Origin of the sequence: Coleofasciculus chthonoplastes PCC 7420, from assembly GCF_000155555.1 — a bacterium.
GTDB lineage: Bacteria > Cyanobacteriota > Cyanobacteriia > Cyanobacteriales > Coleofasciculaceae > Coleofasciculus > Coleofasciculus chthonoplastes_A.
Genome location: NZ_DS989869.1, coordinates 61,654 through 82,935, shown reverse-complemented (window position 1 = coordinate 82,935; position 21,282 = coordinate 61,654). Strand labels below are relative to the sequence as shown.

Sequence of the window (21,282 nt, the reverse complement as noted above, 5' to 3'; positions counted from 1 at the left end):
TCAAACAGCAGCGGGGTTTCTTATAACAAGGAGTAAAAATCGTGACGAGTGTAACTGACGGATTAAGGCGTTCAGTGGTGGTGTTCTCCAAGAACTACCTACCCCTCAGTCGAGTCAATATGAAGCGGGCGGTGACGCTTTTGATTACGGGCAAAGCCGAACCGCTAGATTGGTTTAAGGGTCAAGAATATCCGGTGCATTCACCCAGCTTAGTCGTGCTGGTTCCCGAACAGATTCGCTTGACCAAAGCTAATTGCGATCGCGTATGGAAAGTCCCGCCCGTAAATCGCCGGGAAGTCTTACGTCGGGACAAGCATCGTTGCCAATACTGTGGTAGCCCCAAACGGCTCACCCTCGACCATGTTATCCCCCGCTCTAAGGGCGGAAACCATGGTTGGGACAATGTAGTTACTGCCTGCCAATCGTGCAACAGTCAAAAAGGCGATCGCACACCCCAGCAAGCGGGAATGACTCTACTCACCCAGCCCAAAGCGCCTATGCATCCCACTGTGGCATTTGCCGAACAGTTCTGGCGCGAACAGCACGTCCACCTGGAATAATAGGAGATATCAGGTCATGCTGAAACTTACCTACACCGAAAATAGCTTTTACCTCGAGCGTCTAGCGGGTTCTCTAGAGGAATGGGTGACTGCCCGGGTCATGTTGGCTCTACGAGCCGCGTCCAGCCTCTGGGTCGAATCTAGCACCGCCTCGTTTTTACTGCCTGTGGATATGCCTCACTTGGCTGACTTAGAAAAGGCGATTCGGCAACAAATAATCGATGAGATTTCTCTGTCGATTTGCGATGCTGATTATGTCGAAGTTACCCTGAAAGGCACTTGGATGACCTCTAATCCCCAGGGTGAAGAGGGTGTCTTTGTGGTCAAGCTGAGCGATCGCACTGAGTTTTTTCTCTGCAAACTGTGGCAGGAGTCGCAAACTTATGCCTCTGTTATCAATGAATAAGCGAGGGCGCACTGTCAGTAGTGCGCCTTTTCTGTATACGTCTTTTTCGGCTAAAGTGAGGCTGATAACCTTGCCAAATAAATAGAGCCATGAATACCAAGGTACTACTCCCATTCTTAATCACCACCTTGCTGGTGAGTGGATCGGCAACACCGGGAATCGGGCGGGCTGAACCCCCGATTCAAGTCGCCCAATCCATCTGGAAACCCTTCTCCTCAGCCGAAGGCAATTTCACTGTCTTAATGCCCGGTACACCTCGCCAAGAACAGGACACAATCAACACTGAATTAGCTCCACTGAACTTGAATGCATTTACCGTTGAACGTCCCAACGAAGCGAACTATTTGGTGGCTTACTTTGATTTACCGGGGGATTTTAGCACTATGCTCCAAACTTCGGGTCAAATCAATGAGTTTTTAACCGGAGTAGTGCTGGGATTATCCGAAAGTATGGCGGGTCAACTATTAAATCAGCAAACGATTAATTTAAATAATTATTCTGGCAAAGCATTTAGAATGCAGCACTCTGAAGGTGTTGTTGGTAGATATCGGCTTTATTTAGTCAATCAACGGGTCTATTTATTAGGAGTCGGTACGTCCAAAGAAAAATACTTGCAAAAGAGTATTCAGGGCTTTTTTAATTCCTTCCGACTGGCGGGAGGAGCCACCGGAACAGTTACTCCGGAAGGTGCTACCGGAACAGTTAGTCCCCCTTCAGCTAACCTCAATGCCCAATTGCGACAAGCTGTCTGTACTCAAAACTGGTCACAAGCGATTAATGTTGTCAATCGGATGATCGGTCAGATTGACTCCCAAGACGTTCGCCAACAGTTAGTTGATTATAAACAAAAATTGCAAGGATTTGCCAGTTCCGATTCAGTGGTTCCCGCTAGTGAGTTACCCGATTGTTCGCCGGGAAATGGGGGTAATTAGGGTCTGCTGAATAAGTTTTGTGGTGGGTTAGAGAGCAGAGGGAGCAGGGGGAGCAGGGGGAGCAGGGGAAGCAATGTAGAGACGCGCCATGGCGCGTCTGGAAGCAGAGGGAGCTTGTGAATCTTGAATCTGTAAAACTTGACGATAACTTGACTTGAGTGCTGAACAGGCTAATACTGTATTTTTACCTGCCATTATCCACCGATCAATGGCTGATTGCATCGCCTCTAACCAAGGTTGTCTGTCTTGATCGTTGAGGGGTATTGCCTGTTTCATTTTCTCTTTTGCGGCTTGAGGATGAAAGTCATCAGCATCCCGAAATTCCCATCCCAAGCGTTGAGCTAAGGCTTGACCTACCCTAGATTTGCCAGAGCCAGAAACTCCCATTACAATTATAATCATTCACCAGAATAGCACCCTGAATCGTGGTGATTTTCCTAACGTGCTGGAGTCGCATAGTTAACCCCAAGGATCATGTTCTTCGCCAATCATCCGATTCGCGATCGCTCTCCATACATACGCCAAACCTGTTCTGGATAAGAGGTTAGTCTGAGCGATGATATAGTCAGCCAGATGACTGGTGGCGGATATGACAATTAATCCCGATTCTTGACCCAGTAACCGTTCTACCAGTTCCGCTTTTTCCTCTGTTGATAGGGTATTCGCTGCTTGCCAAACCGTATCTACAGGAGTAGATTGATTGTTCATTGGTATTAAGTCGCGTTCATACATCGTTTTACTGTTCCTCATATAACTAGGAAGATTATAGGAATCATACCAGTTCAACGAAACCGTGGATCTACGTAAAAATGAAAGTTATCGCTGAGAGCATACTGTATAATCTACGGAATTACTCCGGCTTAATCGGTAAACTGACGATAAACTCTGAACCTTGACCCAGTTCTGAAATTACCTTTATTTTTCCCTGATGTTTCTCAATAATCTGATAGGAGATAGCCAAACCCATCCCTGTTCCTTTGCCAACGGGCTTGGTTGTAAAAAAGGGGTCGAATATTTTAGGTTTTATGTCTGGAGGAATCCCCGAACCTGTATCCTGAATTTTGATTTCAATTTGATTGGGAGCAATTTGTTGGGTTTGGATTAAAATCTGTCGTTTTGCCAAACCTGACTCAACACTGAGTTCATCAATGGCATTATTGATAATATTCATAAACACTTGATTGAGTTGGGCTGGATAGCACTCAATTAAAGGAATTTGTCCATACTGCTTGATGACTTTAATATTCTGAGTCAGGCGAGAATTTAGAATTAAAAGTGTATTGTCAATTCCTTGATGAAGATCAACTCGTTTCATTTCTGCCTCATCGAGGCGAGAGAAGTTTCGCAAGGATAAAATGATTTGGCGAATGCGTTCGCTTCCCACTTGCATGGAGTTCATAATTTTGGGTAAATCTTCACGGATAAACTGCAAATCTATGTCGTCAAGTTTCCTTTGAATCTCTGCTGAAGGGTGGGGATAATGCTGCTGATACAGATGTAAGAGTTCGAGAATATCACGGGTATACTCTTGGGTGTATGTCAGATTCCCATGAATAAAATTCACCGGATTATTAATCTCATGGGCAAGTCCAGCCACCATCTGTCCCAAACTGGACATTTTTTCACTTTGAATCAGTTGAGCTTGGGCTTGCTGTAAGTCGCGAATTTGCGTAGCGACTCGTTGAATAAGATGATTCAGAGACGTGGCTAAAACTCCAATTTCATCTTCAGTCATGACGGGTGCTTGTAGGTCAAAATTACCGTCCTGAGTGGCTTGTTTGGCAACAAGAGTTACAGCTTGAATGGGACGGGCGATCGCACGACTGGTATAGATGGCTAAAACAGCGGCAATTCCTATTGATAGCATCATACTCCCTGCAATGATGCTAGCCCGTAATATCTTAGCGTCCTTAAATTTAGCCTTTGCCTGCTGTTGCTGAATTTCCGTTAAGCGAACGAGCTTGTCTAAACTTGCTGAAATTGTTTCAAACTGGGGAATCAGTTCGCTTTTAAACGTTTTTACAAAAAAAGGTTGAATCGTTTGAAGTTGACTGGGAGTAAGCGTTTCAGAATTAAGTCTTTCTAAAAGAGAGCTAACGATCTGATGATAGGTGTCTAAACCCCGCTCACAATAATTCAATATATCTTTTGGCGAGTTCTTATAATCGCTGGGTAATTGACGATGAGTTTTTAAATGAAATTGTAATTGGGCGAGTTGACTATTGCTTTTTATTAAAGTTTCATTTAATCTCACAATAAAATCAGCTTCTAAAGACTGATTTTCTGATAAATAGGTTAGTCGTTCTTGGTACAATTGAATAGTAAAAAAAGATTTTTCTAAATTTCCTAACATATCCAGTCGTTCCTGGGTAATTTCTAACGACTCTCTGGCGCTATCATCATAATGTTCTCCCACGATTAATCCTGTCGCTGTTCCAAAAACAGCAATACTCACCGCTAAAAAATAGCCAGAACCAATTTTTTGATGAATACTCCAACGACGGCTGATACGATTGATCCAAAGTACAGGATTAGCAAACAGAAGAAAGCGACGCGATGGCGGGGAAGGAGTCGCGACACCTGGATGGTTAGAAAGAATACCTGATTCTGAGTGATGCATAAGGCAAATGCGATACTGTCATTGTTTTACTATAGACAAAGCACCCTTTTCCTCTCCAAGGTAAAATTTTTAGATGTCAATCCTGTGAATCTGGTGTTTCAGTCATTCGTCATTTGTCATTTGTCATTCGCCCTCATCTTCCCCATCTCGCCCATCTCCCTCATCTCCCCCTGTTCCCTAAAACTAAACTGCTAAAAAGCGCTGAATCACCTGCTGACTCAATTCGCTGGTTGAACCTGATGCGACAATACCTCCCTTTTGCATTGCGTAGTACCAATCCGCTTGTCGCACAAAATGCAGATGCTGTTCCACCAATAGCACAGAAATGCCTGTAGACTTGACAATCTGGCGGATAGCGGCTTCAATCTCTAAGATAATCGACGGTTGAATCCCTTCGGTGGGTTCATCCAATACCAATAATCGAGGTTTCCCCATTAACGCCCGCGCGATCGCAAGTTGTTGCTGTTGTCCTCCACTTAAATCTCCGCCCATGCGAGATAGCATGGATTCTAACACGGGGAATAAGCTGAAAATCTCTTCAGGAATCTCGGCTTTGTTCCCTCTACCCCGACGACAGGCTTCCAACCCCAGCAACAGATTTTCTTTTACCGTTAAGCGCGGAATAATCTCCCGCCCTTGGGGAACATAACCAATGCCTAATTTTGCCCGTTGATCTGGGGATTTATGGGTAATCAGTTGCTCGGCTAAGGTAATTGTACCTGTTCGAGGTTTGAGCAACCCCATAATCGTTTTCAGTAATGTTGTTTTGCCCACGCCATTACGTCCAATCAGGCAAACCATTTGTCCGACGGGTACACTTAAATCGACATCCCGCAGGATGTGACTTTCGCCATAGTAAACATTCACATCCCTAATTTGCAGCATTAGCTGAGTTGAGGATTGATGATCGATTTTAGATATTACTTGGTCAGTTTGACTCATAGCTAGAAGCGATTAATTGGTATTCTTAGTGTAGTGCAGCATCACTCAAGAATTAGTGTAGGGGCGGGTTTAGGGACTAAAATCAGCTATTCACCGATAACACTTCAACAAAACCCGCCTTTTCTCACCGATAACTGAACTGGTATTCGTAGGTTGTAGGGGCGGGTTTAGGGACTAAAATCAGCTATTCACCGATAACACTTCAACAAAACCCGCCTTTTCTCACCGATAACTGAACGGGTATTCGTAGTTTGTAGGGGCGGGTTTAGGGATTAAAATCAGCTATTCACCGATAACATTTCAACAAAACCCGCCCTCCCCACCGATAACTGAACTGGTATTATAGGTTGAAGCTATTATAAATAAAACTTTTAACTTTAAAGTTTAAAATTTGATTTTGTAAATGTTATGGGATTTTGACCGGGCAGCAGCAGTCCCTGGAAAAGCCCAATTTGACGTTGTTGTTTGGCTGTAGTATGATATATTAAAAATTGTATAGCATGGTAACATAGGCTAATTGTAGCTAATTTGCAAAAACACAGGCTTTAAACCATTACTCTGGCGTTATTTTATTGGCTAGCGTCGGCAAAACTCTCAAAATACAAGCATACCCCAATGACAAAATTTTTTGAGCTTATTCAGAAATAAATTTGACAAAAAACACATTTTATGATTCACGATCATCAATCACAACGACTCGGCGGTATCTGTTTCCAAACGATTCACCACGACTTCCGGTAAATCCAGAAGCTTGATCAGTTCTTTATAGGCTGCTGCTTCTTGTTGATTAATCGTCGGTTCATTAGGCGTGCGAGCGCTAACATTAATCACCTCATACCCCAACTTCAGAATTAACTCCCGTTCTTCAGGATTTTCAATTTGAGCCACCAATTCATCAATATCAACATTAGCGGCTAAATAATCCCGGAGTTCGGTTTGTAACTTCTTCTGTTCTTCACTATCCGTTGAAAACAATTGACTCAAGCGAGCAATAATTAACTCCGCTTCTTCCGGGGCTAAATCCCCATCAGACCAAGCCATTGCGGTGACAATTCGCAGCAGTTTCATTTGATGGGCGCTAATCGAGGACTCTCGCCCTAAATACACTTCCACCACACGGGGGTCATTATGCACCTCATCAATACTCCCTTCACATAACACCGAACCCTCATGCAACACCGTCACCTTACGGGCAATCAGCCGCACGAATTCCATATCGTGTTCAATGACAATAATTGAATGACTCTCGGCTAAATTGATCAGTAAGTCAGCAATATTTTCAGTCTCTTCATCAGTCAACCCAGCCACAGGTTCATCAACCAGCAATAAATCCGGGGATTGCGCCACCAACATGCCAATTTCTAACCGTTGCTTTTCCCCATGGGAAAGTAAATCGGCTTGTAAATCGGCTTTTGGAACTAAACCAATTGTTTCTAATAACCCTAACACCGTGCGTCGTTCCGATGCAGCAGGACGCCCAAACAGCGTTGAAAAAACATTTTTACGGCGATTACAGGCTAAGTCTAAATTTTCTCGAACCGTTAGATTGAGGTAAACTCGCGGGGTTTGAAATTTACGACCAATCCCCATCCGCACAATCACATCTTCCGATTTGCGCCGCAAATTGCGTCCTTTAAACAGAACTCGTCCCCTAGTGGGCTGAACTTTCCCCGTAATCACATCGAGAAACGTGGTTTTTCCCGCACCATTGGGTCCAATAATCACCCGTAACTCTCCAGTATCCATACTGAAGTTGAGGGTGTTGAGTGCCTTAAAGCCATCAAAACTAACAGTTAAATCTTCAATGGCTAAAATTTGTTGATTCATGTTTAGCAAGACTTTAGCTGACTAATGACAAAGGAATAATGACAATGATATTTACTAGAATTACCTATTCCCCATTCCCTGTTCCCTGTTCCATAAAACTAATGACTAATTTCCTCTCGTTCACGTTGCACCTCCGGGTCTTCTTCTAAACTGGGATATGTAATCACCTCTTTTCGCTTTCCAAATAAACTCAGCAACACCGGATATCCGGAATACCGCCACCACCCGACAATTCCACTGGGCAATACTGTCACCACCAACAAAAATAATCCGCCTTGGAAAAATAACCAACTTTCGGCAAAGTTTTCACTTAAAATACTTTTAGCAAAATTAACCACCAACGCCCCTAGAATTGCGCCCACGAGTGTAGCACGACCACCAACCGCCACCCAAATCACCATTTCAATCGAAAAGGCAATATCCATCGCCTTCGGTGAAACAATCCCCGTTTGCAGCGTGAACATTGCACCCGCGATTCCCGCCAACCCCGCAGAAATGGCAAAGACTAACACCTTAAATCCTGTGGGATTGTACCCCGAAAACCGCACCCGATTTTCATCATCGCGAATCGCCACCAGCAAGTACCCAAAACGACCCTGAGTCAGCCAGCGACATAAGGCATAAGAGACAACCAGCAACAGGATTGTAATGGTATAAAATATAAACTGGGTTCGGGTGGCATTCACATCAGCCCCCAGTAAGGTTTGGTAATTGGTCAAACCATTCGTACCGTTAAATAGTTTCTGCTGACCATTGAAGAAATTGAAAAATACAATCGTCGCCGCTTGGGTAAGGATAGAAAAATAAACACCTCGAATCCGGTTACGAAAGACAAGATAGCCAAACAAACCCCCGACGACAGCCGGAACAATAATAACGGCAAAGACAGCAAATCCAAAGGAATCAAAGGGTTGCCAAAACCAGGGCAATTTATCCACCCCATAGAGACTCATGAATTCTGGTAAACTATCGCCTTCCAAGGGGGCTAATGTCAAGTGCATTGCCAACGCATACCCCCCCAAGGCGAAAAAGATGCCATGACCCAGACTTAAAAGTCCGGTATAGCCCCAAATCAAGTCAATTGCCAAAGCTGCGATCGCCAATGCCAAAAATCGCCCCAACAAGCTCAGGCGAAAGTCAGACAAAACTAGGGGAAACACAATAATTAGCAGCAGGGCGATTAGAGTAACCACACCCCCTTCAATCAGCAGGGATTGACGACGCTTTCGCCGTTGGTCTATTCCGGGAATTTCAATTACTGAGTCAGATGTCATGTGTCAGGGAACAGGAAACAGGGGACAGGGAATAGGGAATGGGCAATGGGCAATGGGGAATAGGGAACACTTCCCTCACAATTCATAGGATCGTCCTTTCTGTGGGAAAATCCCGCCCGGTCGAATTTGCAGAAAGATAATAATTAAGGCAAACACCATCACCTTTGCCATACTGGTGGTGGCAAAGAAGGTAAACAAATCAAATAACGGCTCAATGGGCTGAAAAAGCAAAGCCAGTATGCCCGAACCAATCAGGTAATTCATCGTCCCAATCGCTAACGCCGCCACAATCGAACCCACCAATTTACCAACGCCGCCAACCACCACCACCATGAACGTATTGACGATATAATCCTGACCTGTATTGGGGCTAACTGAACCCAGCAAACTAATCGCACAACCTGCAACCCCCGCTAAACCCGAACCAATAGCAAAGGTTAACGCATCAACCTTACCCGTAGGAATTCCCAAACAAGCGCTCATACTCCGATTTTGAGTTACAGCGCGAATCCGCAATCCCCAAGCTGAACGCTGCAAGAATAGGTAAATTCCCGTAATACAAAGAATCGTTAGCCCAATAATAAATAATCGGACATACGATAACTGAAAGCTGCCTTCGGGTAACTCAACTAACCACCCTCCCCGCATCCAAGTTGGCGCGGTGACATCAACACCTTGAGTGCCAAACCAAGGCTTAGTTAACGCTAGCTCGAATGTTTCACTCAAAACCTTGCCAATCGTAAAGGCAATTCCCAGGGATAATACCACCATAATCGGGATTGCCCAAGAGCGAATCCTCTCTCTATCTGCCCGACGAGATATTACCCACAGCGCCCCAAAAAACAGCAGGCAAAATAGGGCAATGCCAATCACCATCACCCAATTTACGCTGCGGACGAACTGCTGCAAAATTAGACTAACGCCCCAGGTTGCTAGCAAGGTTTCCAGGGGACGCCCGTACAGAAAGCGGATGACACCCCGTTCCAGAATCAATCCCACCAGGGCGGTTACCAGAAACGCGATCGGTATGGCAAATAAGATATAGGTTTCAAACCACGGTTCCCCCAGAGACTTAAACCAATTTTGGACAACAAAGGTCGTATAAGCACCCAGCATCATCAACTCCCCATGTGCCAAGTTGATCACACCCATGAGTCCGAACACAATGGCTAATCCCAACGCTGCAATTAATAAAACAGCGCCAATACTGATACCGCCATAGAGACTATCTAAAAGTCCTGCTAGCACAATTTTCTACGTTGATTGTTGGTCAGGAATGACAAGGACAAAAAAAGAAAAATTTAAATCGCTTGACCCTGAATTTCGACAGGACTTCGGCGTGAGGCTTCGACGGTGAGCGCGGCAACTGAGCCTGTCGAAGGGTCGAGGTGTTGCCTATTGCCCATTGCCTAGGGCGTAGCGCTATACGTCTTTTAAATTGTATTTACCCCCCTTACTCGGATCAGACCAATCACAACCTAATCCCTTAGTATCGGCAACAAATTGATTCCAGGGAACGGGTTCAACAGCCGCTTCCGTTTCGTTGACAATTTCAAACAGACCATCCTCTCCCACTTTTCCAATCCGTACCATCTTCGAGAGGTGATGGTTAGGATTCATTGTAACCATCCCTTCTGGGGCTTCAAATTTCTGACCATAAGCCGCTTTGCGAACAGCTTCTAAGTCATCAGCCGTTCCCGCTTGTTCGACCGCTTGCTTCCATAAGTAAACGCCAATGTAGGCAGCTTCCATCGGGTCATTAGTCACTCGGTCTTCACCATATTTTGCTTTAAAGGCATTGACAAATTCCTGGTTTTCTGGCGTGTCAACGGTTTGAAAGTAGTTCCACGCCGCATACTGATCTTTCAGGTATTCTGTACCAATTGCCTTGACTTCTTCTTCAGCAATACTCACCGACATCACCGGATACTTATCCGGGGTTAACCCTGCACCCTGTAACTGTTTGAAGAAAGCCACATTACTATCACCATTGAGAGTATTAAAAATAACACCCCCGTCTGGCAAAGCCGCCCGGATTTTGGTAATAATTGGGGTAACTTCTGTATTTCCTAGAGGCAAGTAATCCTCGCCAACAGTTTCGCCACCCAGTTCTGCAAGCTGTGCCTTAATAATTGTATTAGCGGTACGAGGGAACACGTAGTCAGAACCAATCAGGAAGAATTGTTTGCCCTTATTCTCTAGCAACCAATCCACGGCTGGCTCAATCTGCTGATTCGGAGCCGCGCCTGTATAGAAGATATTGTTAGAACACTCTTGACCCTCGTACTGCACAGGATACCAGAGCATATGTTTTTTCTCTTCAAAGACGGGCAATACCGCCTTGCGGCTAGCAGATGTCCAGCAGCCAAAAACGGAAACGACTTTATCTTGGTCAATTAGCTTTCTGGCTTTCTCAGCAAATGTGGGCCAATCTGAGGCACCGTCTTCCACAATCGGTTCAATCTGCTTACCCAGGACACCCCCAGCAGCGTTGATTTCCTCAATGGCGAGTTGTTCGGCATCCACGACACTTTTTTCACTAATCGCCATTGTGCCACTGAGGGAGTGGAGAATCCCGACTTTTATCGTGTCACCATTACCACCAGCCGCCGCCGAGTCAGAGGTTGTCGCCTCTCCTGTGGTATCCGGTGCTGGCGGCTCACTACAGGCTTTGAGGAGAATACTGGTGCCTAATGTGGCGGAGCCATAGATCAAAAATTTGCGTCGCCCTAATCGTCTAACCATTTGTATAAAATATTCCTCGGCTAATTCCGTGGGTTGATAGAGATAAACAAGGTTAAGCTGTGATATTAGAGCGAGCTTATCTGAGGAATTGTTATTTTTGATACAAAATGGCGAGACGAGGCAGATGGAGCAGAGCGCTTAGATGACTGCGCTGTAGGGGCGCAAGCATTGCGCCCATTCGGGAAGATGGCTGAGATGGGGAAGTCCGAAAAAAAGTTGAACACAAATTAAAAGTTGTGCTAGTATTAATAACTGTGAACGAAAGGGGTCGATGCCCGAGTGGTTAATGGGGGCGGACTGTAAATCCGCTGGCTTTGCCTACGTTGGTTCAAATCCAACTCGGCCCATCACATAACTCTAATTTTTAGAGGGTATGTGTACTAGAAGCGTCCATATAAATATGCCCGTGTAGCTCAGTGGTAGAGCACACCCTTGGTAAGGGTGAGGTCACGAGTTCAATCCTCGTCACGGGCTTTTTGCGTATCTATAAAACCCTTAATTTACCGTTCTTATAGCTGGCTACATTTTGTAGTTAGACGTAATACCTTAGGCATCTGACATCAAAAACTGGATATTTCCTTGCCAAGGCATAGAACTGATACACAGTACTGTAGCCCTGCTCTAATCAAAATATTTTTATTGCTGGATGCGGAGATGCCTTTTTAAAGGTACGCCGGGAAGCGGCTAAAAGAATGATGGCTTTGGCAATTGCTCTAACACAGCAAGATAATATCATGTCCGGTCACGAGCCGGCAATTGACTTTCAAACCGCCTTGGTTGCTGGACTGGATCATCGTTTCCCGTAAGCTACCGATTAAGGTTGTTATTGAAGATTTACTGTTGATTTGGGCAGTGTCTAGCGCAGAGGAATGGGTAGAATCGTATTGCAAAATTACTACTTTGACGCAGACCCTCTGGGTCGTTAACTCTTGTTGCTGCTGGAATACCCAGAATATTCCAGGAATTCTGCCAAGTATCAGTGTGGGTTTTAACTTCGTAGGGCTAAAATAGTAGAGCATATCTTCAGGAGACTTATGACGCTAACCCTTAATCTATCGCCAGAGTTAGAGCAGTATCTTCTACAGGAAGCCAATCAACAAGGGCTTTCGGTAGAAGCTGTAGCGTTGCAGCTTCTGGTAAGTTCTCTCCTCCTGAAACAAAAGCAAACTGAGGCGGTTAATTTACTTCAGTCTTGGATAGATGATGAGGATGATCAGGAACAGCAAGAGACAGGTCTATATTTAATTCATGCTCTAGATGATGATCGATTGTCTGAGCGCAAGTTATTTCCGTCTGAGTTGAAGGGTATAACTTGGTGAATCGAGTCATTGTGTTAGATACAGGACCACTGGGTCTAGTCACCAATCCCAAACTTTCTGCTGAGAGTGTTGCTTGTGCTCAGTGGCTTCAAGCCCACATAACAAGAGGGAGCCGTGTTCTCATTCCGGAGATTGCAGACTATGAAGTTCGGCGTGAGTTATTACGGGCAAGCAAGAGGAAAGGCGTTGCTCGTTTAGACGATTTGGCAAAGGCTTTTGAGTATTTGCCGATTACAACAACTACAATGCGTCAAGCAGCGCAGCTTTGGGCGCAAGCTCGTCAGCAAGGACAACCAACAGCAGGGGATAAAACAATTGACGGCGACATGATTTTGATTGCTCAAGCAATGACTCTAGCAATTCCAGATGTTGTCATTGCAACAACGAATGTGGGGCATTTGTCTAGGTTTATAGCAGCTGAGTTGTGGCAAAACATTACCCCCAATTGATCGCCATCATGCAACTTTTTGACACAACTTAATCTTCTTCACTAACCCTATTGAACCTCTTGACATTTAATTTGTTACAGATGTCATTTAATTTGGCAATCGACAAGGGTAGAATGCACAAGGCAGATAAACTTGGGATAGAGGATACTATCGCTGCTCACTCCGCAAAATGTTTAAACGCATCTGGAACCGCCTTTTTCAAGTCATCATCGTGCTTCTGGGGTTGTGGCTAGCCTGGGATTTGCTGGCTCACCTGGTTGCGGAAATTTTATGGTTCATTGAGCTTGACTATTTGTCAGCATTCTGGTTACGCTTGCGGACTCAGCTAGGTTTGTGGGCATTTGTTGGCTGCTTATCCGCCGGATTTTTACTCAGTAATTTGTTTCTCGCCAATCGGCTGAAATACCCCGCCGCTATCGCCAAGGAGGTTGGTAACCCCACTAGGATACCTCCGGGGACTACTCAACTCAATCCAACCCTACCAAAGACTCCTACACAAGACTCTAAACCCTTCAACCTGGAAAAAGGAGCGTTAGCGCTGCGGTTAGGATTACTCTTGCCCATCGTACTATGCCTCGACGTACTCGTGGGGATTATGCTACTCCATTACGGCGAAGTGGCTATCTCCCTTTGGCAAGCTGATTTTAATTTACCCAGTGTCACCCCACCCCTACCAACTCCTTTTGATTGGAGTTCCATACACGATGTATTGCTACGGCTGCTGGTACAGATAATACAACTCATTGGTTTAGTTATCATTGTCATCGCATTGGTGGTTAATTCCCAATTCTGGTTAACGGCGATGGCTGTTGTTTTTTCAGTGGTTTTTGCCTTAGTGGTATCCGGACAATGGGGCAGGATTTTGCAGTTTTTCCAGCCAACTGCCTTTAATGCGAATGACCCTTTATTCGGCACAGATATTAGTTTCTATGTCTTTAAACTTCCAGTGTTGCAACTATTGAACTTTTGGCTGGGGGGGCTGTGTCTGTTTGGTTTAGTCGCCGTAACATTAACCTATTTAGTATCTGGAAATAGCCTGTCTCATGGGCGGTTTCCCGGATTTTCTGATCATCAACTTTATCATTTACATGGATTAGGTTCCTTGGCGATGGCGACGGTAGCGTTCCATTATTGGCTATCGCGCTATGAACTGCTGTATTCCACTCGTGGCGTTACCTATGGTGCTAGTTATACCGATGTTAAGGCACAGTTACCGATTAATACAGGGTTAAGTATTTTCGCCCTGGGGATTGCTTTATTTTTACTCCTGAGACCGATAATCGGGTTTAAGTCGCTGCACAGGAGTGGCAAGGGAACACTCTCCCTACTGGGATTGTATGTGATCATGGTCGCGATCGCAGGTTGGCTAATCCCGGCGACGGTGCAACGGTTTGGCGTGCAACCGAATGAACTAGAACGCGAACGCCTCTATATTGAACGCAGTATCAAACTGAGTCGAGCGGCGTTTGATCTGGATAGTATCAATGTGGAAATCTTTGACCCCGAAGGCGAACTCACCAGTGCTGATTTAGATGAAAATGTTTTAACGATTCGCAATATCCGCCTCTGGGATGCTCGTCCCATCCTGCAAACTAATCGTCAGCTACAACGTATCCGTCTCTACTACGAATTCCCGGACGCTGATATTGACCGCTACAGGCTACCGTTAGAAGTGACGGGGGTTCCGCCTTCCTTTGCGGGAGAAGAAGGCGATGAACTAGAAGCAGAAGACACAGAGATTTCCCTAACTGTACCCACACCCGGTTTCACGATTGAAAAGCAACAAGTGATTATTGCACCGAGGGAATTATCCTACGAATCAGTGCCAGAACAAGCCCAAACCTGGGTTAACCAACACTTAGTTTATACCCACGGCTATGGCTTTACGATGAGTCCTGTAAATCGGGTGGGTAGTGGCGGATTGCCTAACTATTTTGTTAAAGATATTGGCACCGGTGCTGATCCCGGTGTTGGCGGTGATTTATCCACGTCTAGCCAACTGATTCGCGAAAGTATTCCGATTGGGGCGCCGCGAATTTACTACGGACAACTCACTGAAAATTATGTGATGACTCCCACTAAAGTGCAGGAATTCGATTATCCCAGTGGTGAGGATAATGTTTACAATACCTACGATGGCACTGGGGGTGTGCAGATTAGTTCACTATGGCGCAGGCTGTTGTTTGCCGAGTATCTCAAAGATTGGAAGATGCTGTTTACGGACAACTTTACGCCGGAAACCAAGGTATTATTCCGTCGCAACATCAACCAACGGATTCGGGCGATCGCGCCGTTCTTACGGTATGATCGCGATCCGTATATTGTCAGTGTTAATCCTCAGGGTGGGGAAGTAGAAACGGATCAAACCTATCTTTACTGGATTGTTGACGCCTACACCACCAGCGAAAATTATCCCTATTCTGACCCGGGTGATAATGAATTTAACTATATCCGCAACTCGGTTAAAGTCGTCATTGATGCCTATCACGGCACGATTACATTCTATGTTGCCGACCCCGACGATCCAATTATTCAAACCTGGACGAAGATTTTTCCCAGGCTATTCCAACCCTTAGATGCTATGCCTCCGGCGCTGCGGCGTCATATTCGCTATCCGGTAGACATCTTCAGTGTTCAGTCGGAACGGTTGCTCACCTATCACATGACTGACCCCCAAGTATTTTACAACCGGGAGGATCAATGGCGAATTCCCCAAGAGATTTACGGCACAGAGTTGCAACCCCTGGAACCGTATTATCTGATTATGAAACTGCCAACGGCGACGAATGAAGAGTTTATCCTCCTCCATCCCTTTACACCTCAGGCACGTAATAATTTAATTGCTTGGTTGGCAGGGCGTTCAGATGGTGAGAATTATGGCAAATTATTTTTATATCAGTTTCCCAAACAAGAACTGATTTACGGACCCGAACAAATTGAAGCCCTAATTAATCAAGATCCGGTCATTTCTCAGCAAATTTCATTGTGGAATCGTCAAGGTTCACGGGCGGTTCAGGGGAATCTGTTGGTGATTCCGATTGAGCAATCCTTACTGTATGTCGAACCGCTTTACCTGGAAGCCGAACGCAATAGCCTACCTATTTTAGCGCGGGTCATTGTTGTTTATGAAAATCGCATTATCATGGCGGAAAGTTTAGAAAAGGCGCTGGAGGGAATCTTTCAGCAACCTGAACAAGAACCCGCCCCCACGATTATTCGTCCCCTAGAGGAACCCCCTTTGCCGTTAGAAGGGGGATAAGTGGTCTACCAAACCCCTACACGCCCCCCTCCTGTAACACTTCCGAGAAGGCAAAATCGGGTTCGGCTAACACAAATATTGTTGTCGGCAATCCTGTGGCTAAACCTTGCAAACGTTCGTAATAACTGGTATAATCATCCATCGGTTTCGCCATACCCAAGAAGACTAAATCCGCACTTTGGGAAGATCGACGCAGGATTTCTGGGAAGGGGCGTCCCTTTGCCTCAATCACTTGCGATCGCGCCCCAATCCGCAGTTGTTTAGTCAGGTTTTCCACATTCGTCCGCGTGGCTTGGGCGGCGGCGGAATTGGCGACAACTAATTTAAGGTTAATTTCGGCACTGCGCCATTCCAGACTCGTCCGCAATAGATACGCCAAAATTAACATCAAGCCCCCATTTGCCTGTAACCCGCCCCACCAGACATCAATCCGTTTGCGCCGACCAAATCCCCGTTCCTCCACATCTCGTAAAATCACCACATTCCGACGGGCTTGATGCAAGTTGGCGATCATCTGACAGTAACTCCCGCGATGAGAGGCTTGTTCACTATCCCCTAACAGAATCGTATTGGGAACCAACGGACCAATCCCATACGCCTCAACTAACCGTTCCGCCCCAATAAACGGATCAGGGGCAGAAATTAACCGGGCTAACCCTTGCACCCCCCGCTTCTCTAAATACTCGCGAATCGTGGCTTCCATTTCCAATTGCTTGGCTGGATCACGAGATCCAGTGGGAATCACACTGGCGACGGTAAACAAGCTGCGTTTGTGGGTTAAATTTGCGGCAAACTCCACCAAATGCCAGCGACGAGTCGGGGCACCAGAGAAAACCAGAATATGAGGACGCCAGTTTTTCGTATCAGCCGTATAGTCGAGGCGATTAATTCCCGTCCGTACCAACGCCATCCAGACACCCTGACGCACATCCCCCCAAGCACTTTCTAATTCCCGCCGTTCTAACCAAATATAAACACTTGATACAATAATCGCTGCCATGAACGTCGCCATGGCATTGAGTAAAAACATCACCCACAAACAGCCTATCGCCCCCAGCAGGGATATGGACCAATGCACCCGGAAGGAGGGGCGAAAGGAGGGACTACGTAAAAAGGTTTCAATTCCCGCCGCCACATTCAATACCAAATAGGTGGTGAGGAAGAACATACTCAAAATTGGGGCGATTAAGTTGAGATCCCCCAAAGCGACGGCGACTAAAACCAAGCCCAATGTAACCACCGTCGCAATACGCGGTTCATCTTCTGATCCCGAACCTGTTCCCAGAAACCTCAGCCACCGAGGTAAAATGCCATCCCGCGCCAGCGCCTGCATGACTCGGGGCGCACCGAGAATACTACCAATCGCACTCGATAATGTCGCCCCCCAAACCCCCAATAACACCGAAGGACCCCAAAGGGAGATTTTCTCCATAATTAAGGGGTTTTCGATTAAGGTGAGAGCATCCGCCCGCATGGCTAAAATTATGGGTAATGCCATATAAACCACATAACCCGTCCCCACCGCCGCCAACGTACCAATGGGAATCGAACGGCTAGGGTTGCGTAAATCCCCCGACATATTCACCCCCGCCATAATCCCCGTAACAGCGGGAAAGAAGACAGCAAAGACAGTCCAGAAGGGTTCAGAGTTTTGCGGTTTCGCCCCCCACAGTTCAATCTGAGTATTCGGGTCAACGGGGGACCCAAAAATCAAACAAATCAAAGACAGCGCGATCGCTGCCATAATAAAATATTGTGCCTTAATCGCAATTTGGGCAGAGGCGATCGCCAGAATTGCCACCAGGATAGTTGTCACAATCGCCGTCAGCCGTTGATTTAATTCCGGAAACGTCAGCGTCAGACTTTCAGCAAAACCAATCGTATACAGCGCCACCGATATCGCTTGGGCAAAGTAAAGCGGAATCCCCACCGCGCCGCCCGTTTCAATTCCCAGAGAACGGCTAATCATGAAATACGCGCCCCCCGCCTTCACCACCCGATCTGTTGCGATCGCACAAATCGACAGCGAAGTCAGAAAGGTAATCGCCGTAGACAGGGTGACAATCATCAGCGTCCCCAATAAACCCACATTCCCCACCACCCAACCGAATCGCAGGTACATGATTACACCCAGAATCGTCAGCAGGGACGGCGTATAAACCCCCCCAAATGTACCCAAACCCTTCTCCGGTTCAGGGGGAACTACTGAAGATGACTGCGAACGTTGACGGAACGGGTTTTTCATGGTAAGCACCTAAGCCTGGTTCAATCCAACGAGAAAAGGGAAATTGTTTCAGCCAAGACAGAGTTAGTTCTATCTTGACGTCCCCGTAAACAAGCAAAAAAAATGAGATATAGCTTTTTAGCACCCTCACGAAACCAATATCACACCCTAATTTAAGCGATTTTAAGCAGCGGGCGATTGATTCTACTAAATACCCGTGTTCGCTACTGTAGCAAAAAAATTTCTCTCGAATCTCTATCTGGGGATTGGGGTAGTTTTGACCCGTTGCTGCGATCGAGGGAACCAGTTTTGTAGGGGCGGGTTTAGGGATTTTCGTTTCGCCATGAGATGATAACATTTGTGCAAAACCCGCCCTATCTCCTCCGCACCGCCGCACCCCTACACCGCATCACCCCATCACGGATAAAAACTCAACAACGGTAATCCCAACTTTTCATCCCACCCCATGATCAGATTCAAACATTGAATCGCTTGACCAGCTTGACCTTTAATCAAGTTATCGGTAACTGACATAACAATCACCCGGTCAGTACGTGGATCAACTTCAACGCTGATATAACACAAATTCGTCCCACATGCCCACTTCGTTTGCGGATACGTCCCACTGGGTAAGACGCGCACACAAGGAGAAGCGCGGTAAAATGCATTATAAATCGTCGCCAAATCTTCTCGCACTAATCCGGGGTCACGTAATGTTGCATAAACCGTCGCCAGGAGTCCGCGCACCATTGGCATTAAATGAGGGGTAAACTGAACCATCACCTCATGACCCGCCAAATCACTGCAAATCTGCTCAATTTCTGGGGTATGGCGATGACGCGCCACCCCATAAGCCGCCACCGAACTATCCGCTTCTGCGAGTAAAAGATTAGTTTTCGCCTTACGCCCCGCCCCCGATGTGCCTGATTTGGCATCAATAATCGCCGTATCGGGCTGAATTAACCCTTGTTTAAGCAACGGTGCAAGTGCCAAAAGACTGGTAGTAACATAACAGCCAGGACACCCTACCAGCTTCGCATTAGCGATGCGATCGCGATATAATTCCGGTAAGCCATAAACCGCTGAAGCTACAGTTTCCTGGTCATTACGTTCTCCCCCATACCAGGTTTTATAGGTCTCCAAATTCTTAAACCGATAATCAGCCGAAAGGTCAATCACCTTACACCCTTTCGCCAACAACGGCGGTGCCATCTGACACGCCAAACCATTGGGTAACGACAGAAACACCACCTGACAACGGCTGGCAATTTTATCTAAATCAATCTCCTCAATGGTCAAATTCACACAATGACCCAAATGAGGATAGAGTTCAGAAAACGGCTTTCCCGCACTACTACTTCCCCCCAAATAAACCACCTCAACGCCTGGGTGATCCATCAATAGGCGTATCAATTGCACGCCTCCATAGCCAGAAGCACCAATAATTCCGACAGGCAATTGTCCTAAATCACCCATAATATTCCTTCCCTAACAGAGTTAACATCAAAAACAGATGAACATTTGCTGCATTTTAGCTTGAACCAGCGATTGGGGATATTAGGGAACAGGGAACAGGCAATAGGCAATAGGCAATAGTTTCAACCTTTCCCAACACCCGACACTCAACACCCAACACCCATCACCCCATCACCCCATCACCCAACACCCGACACCCGACACCCAACACCCGTCACCCTTAACCCCCTGAGTCAGCTACCATAAAATCAGACCATTCCACAGCCAAGAGATAGTACCTCAATGCCAATCCGATTATCCACGCCAGAGGCAAACATTTCTGCTAATCCAGACACAGACACACCTCATTGTCATCCGCCCCATCAGGTTGAACGCCAGCGGATTGATTCATTGCAGCCAAAAATGCTCAACACCGAAAAAGCCCAACGCATGGCAGAATTGTTCAGTTCCCTGGGTGATACAAATCGGCTGAGGATCATCTCCCTACTCGCGATCGCAGAACTCTGTGTATGTGACATCGCCACCGCGCTGGATATGAGCGAATCCGCCGTCTCCCATCAATTACGCACCCTACGAGCCATGCGATTAGTACGGTATCATAAACGCGGTCGCAAGGTCTATTATCATCTTCAAGATCAGCACGTTCTCGACTTGTATCAATCCGTCGCCGAACATCTAGATGAACCTGACTGAATTCTAAATTACCCATTACCCATTACCCATTCCCCATTCCCTGTTCCCCATTCCCTGTTCCCTAAAAAATGATTACTTGGCAACAAAATAGTGACAATCCTGAAAATGGCGCAAATCTCACCAAAATCAGTAAATTTTGGACAGCGCTAAACAACCGTAAAATTGCATGGAGACAGCGACTAATTCCTCCCAGTGGAAATGCCCAGGAAATCGACTGGGAATGGCAGCGGTTTGACGACGAGTTTAAACTGCAAAATCCCCAAATTCGCGGAATTACCCTCTACTGGCAAAAAGTGGACACAGATCAAGAACGCAGCACAACCCCCTGGAAACTGGAACTTGATCCGCAACGGCTTCAGCTTTATATTTATCCTCAATCTCAGAAAAATTTAGTCATCCGGCTGGGAATTCCGGAAGTTGTCTATCAGAAAATAGAAATCACTAATCCTCAATGGGAAAGTAATTATCAAGGAGAAAATCATAGTATCACATTGCGCGATAAGCAGCAACAAATCGAAGTCAAACTTACCCTAAGCCCCGAAAATATCGCCCAGCT

Annotated in this window: 18 protein-coding genes and 2 tRNA genes; 10 read left to right on the top strand and 10 right to left on the bottom strand. The window is 46.2% G+C overall.

The genetic code is table 11. From position 1 onward, the window contains the following. Positions 1-41 precede the first annotated feature (41 nt). The 3 genes from MC7420_RS29625 to MC7420_RS29615 all read left to right on the top strand — a co-directional run bounded on the left by MC7420_RS29625 (position 42) and on the right by MC7420_RS29615 (position 1,898). Positions 42-560: an HNH endonuclease gene (locus MC7420_RS29625; protein WP_006105349.1), complete on the top strand. Its 519-nt coding sequence runs from the start codon at positions 42-44 to the stop codon at positions 558-560. A 16-nt stretch (positions 561-576) separates the two neighbouring features. After that, positions 577-966, top strand: a complete 390-nt coding sequence (locus MC7420_RS29620) for an alr0857 family protein (protein WP_006105323.1) — start codon at positions 577-579, stop codon at positions 964-966. Between the two features lie 89 nt (positions 967-1,055). Beyond that, positions 1,056-1,898, top strand: coding sequence for a hypothetical protein (locus MC7420_RS29615; RefSeq protein WP_006105283.1), 843 nt, complete (start codon positions 1,056-1,058; stop codon positions 1,896-1,898). Between the two features lie 27 nt (positions 1,899-1,925). On the opposite strand, the gene MC7420_RS29610 is transcribed toward MC7420_RS29615, so the two are convergent. The 8 genes from MC7420_RS29610 to urtA form a co-directional block, all read right to left on the bottom strand. Next, positions 1,926-2,300: a gluconokinase gene (locus MC7420_RS29610; protein WP_071777273.1), complete on the bottom strand. Its 375-nt coding sequence runs from the start codon at positions 2,298-2,300 to the stop codon at positions 1,926-1,928. 57 nt (positions 2,301-2,357) lie between these two features. Further along, positions 2,358-2,606, bottom strand: coding sequence for a hypothetical protein (locus MC7420_RS29605; protein ID WP_232231814.1), 249 nt, complete (start codon positions 2,604-2,606; stop codon positions 2,358-2,360). A 142-nt stretch (positions 2,607-2,748) separates the two neighbouring features. Next, positions 2,749-4,518 carry a sensor histidine kinase gene (locus tag MC7420_RS29600; protein ID WP_006105205.1) on the bottom strand — a complete coding sequence of 590 codons (1,770 nt, stop codon included), beginning with the start codon at positions 4,516-4,518 and terminating at the stop codon, positions 2,749-2,751. Between the two features lie 183 nt (positions 4,519-4,701). Then, positions 4,702-5,403 (bottom strand): urea ABC transporter ATP-binding subunit UrtE, encoded by a 702-nt coding sequence (urtE, locus tag MC7420_RS29595; protein ID WP_044210545.1) that lies wholly within the window; start codon positions 5,401-5,403, stop codon positions 4,702-4,704. Positions 5,404-6,147: 744 nt separating this feature from the next. After that, positions 6,148-7,287, bottom strand: a complete 1,140-nt coding sequence (gene urtD / locus MC7420_RS29590; RefSeq protein ID WP_006105301.1) for an urea ABC transporter ATP-binding protein UrtD — start codon at positions 7,285-7,287, stop codon at positions 6,148-6,150. Positions 7,288-7,385: 98 nt separating this feature from the next. After that, entirely contained in the window at positions 7,386-8,561 is a 1,176-nt protein-coding gene (gene urtC, locus MC7420_RS29585) for an urea ABC transporter permease subunit UrtC (RefSeq protein ID WP_006105327.1), read from the bottom strand. 75 nt (positions 8,562-8,636) lie between these two features. Continuing rightward, positions 8,637-9,809, bottom strand: a complete 1,173-nt coding sequence (gene urtB, locus MC7420_RS29580) for an urea ABC transporter permease subunit UrtB (RefSeq protein WP_006105285.1) — start codon at positions 9,807-9,809, stop codon at positions 8,637-8,639. Positions 9,810-9,983: 174 nt separating this feature from the next. Then, positions 9,984-11,306 (bottom strand): urea ABC transporter substrate-binding protein, encoded by a 1,323-nt coding sequence (gene urtA, locus MC7420_RS29575; RefSeq protein ID WP_006105337.1) that lies wholly within the window; start codon positions 11,304-11,306, stop codon positions 9,984-9,986. Positions 11,307-11,571: 265 nt separating this feature from the next. Here urtA and MC7420_RS29570 point away from each other — a divergent pair. From MC7420_RS29570 to MC7420_RS29550, 5 genes are all read left to right on the top strand, one after another. Continuing rightward, positions 11,572-11,653 (top strand) — tRNA-Tyr (locus MC7420_RS29570). 55 nt (positions 11,654-11,708) lie between these two features. After that, positions 11,709-11,780, top strand: a tRNA-Thr gene (locus MC7420_RS29565). 560 nt (positions 11,781-12,340) lie between these two features. Continuing rightward, positions 12,341-12,625, top strand: a complete 285-nt coding sequence (locus MC7420_RS29560) for a hypothetical protein (protein ID WP_006105259.1) — start codon at positions 12,341-12,343, stop codon at positions 12,623-12,625. Continuing rightward, positions 12,622-13,074, top strand: coding sequence for a PIN domain-containing protein (locus tag MC7420_RS29555; RefSeq protein WP_198016593.1), 453 nt, complete (start codon positions 12,622-12,624; stop codon positions 13,072-13,074). The genes MC7420_RS29560 and MC7420_RS29555 overlap by 4 nt, the downstream gene beginning before the upstream one ends. Before the next feature lie 169 nt (positions 13,075-13,243). Further along, on the top strand, positions 13,244-16,333 hold the full coding sequence (locus MC7420_RS29550; protein WP_044210494.1) for a UPF0182 family protein: 3,090 nt from the start codon (positions 13,244-13,246) through the stop codon (positions 16,331-16,333). A 16-nt stretch (positions 16,334-16,349) separates the two neighbouring features. Here MC7420_RS29550 and MC7420_RS29545 read toward each other — a convergent pair whose 3' ends face one another. After that, positions 16,350-18,578 carry an amino acid permease gene (locus tag MC7420_RS29545; protein WP_044210492.1) on the bottom strand — a complete coding sequence of 743 codons (2,229 nt, stop codon included), beginning with the start codon at positions 18,576-18,578 and terminating at the stop codon, positions 16,350-16,352. Positions 18,579-18,974: 396 nt separating this feature from the next. Continuing rightward, positions 18,975-20,033, bottom strand: a complete 1,059-nt coding sequence (gene argC, locus MC7420_RS29535) for an N-acetyl-gamma-glutamyl-phosphate reductase (protein WP_006105257.1) — start codon at positions 20,031-20,033, stop codon at positions 18,975-18,977. A 282-nt stretch (positions 20,034-20,315) separates the two neighbouring features. On the opposite strand from argC, the gene MC7420_RS29530 reads away from it, so the two are divergent. Next, on the top strand, positions 20,316-20,726 hold the full coding sequence (locus MC7420_RS29530; RefSeq protein WP_006105339.1) for an ArsR/SmtB family transcription factor: 411 nt from the start codon (positions 20,316-20,318) through the stop codon (positions 20,724-20,726). 68 nt (positions 20,727-20,794) lie between these two features. After that, positions 20,795-21,282 (top strand): hypothetical protein (locus MC7420_RS41975; protein WP_063712034.1); only part of this gene is annotated, 488 nt, incomplete at its 3' end.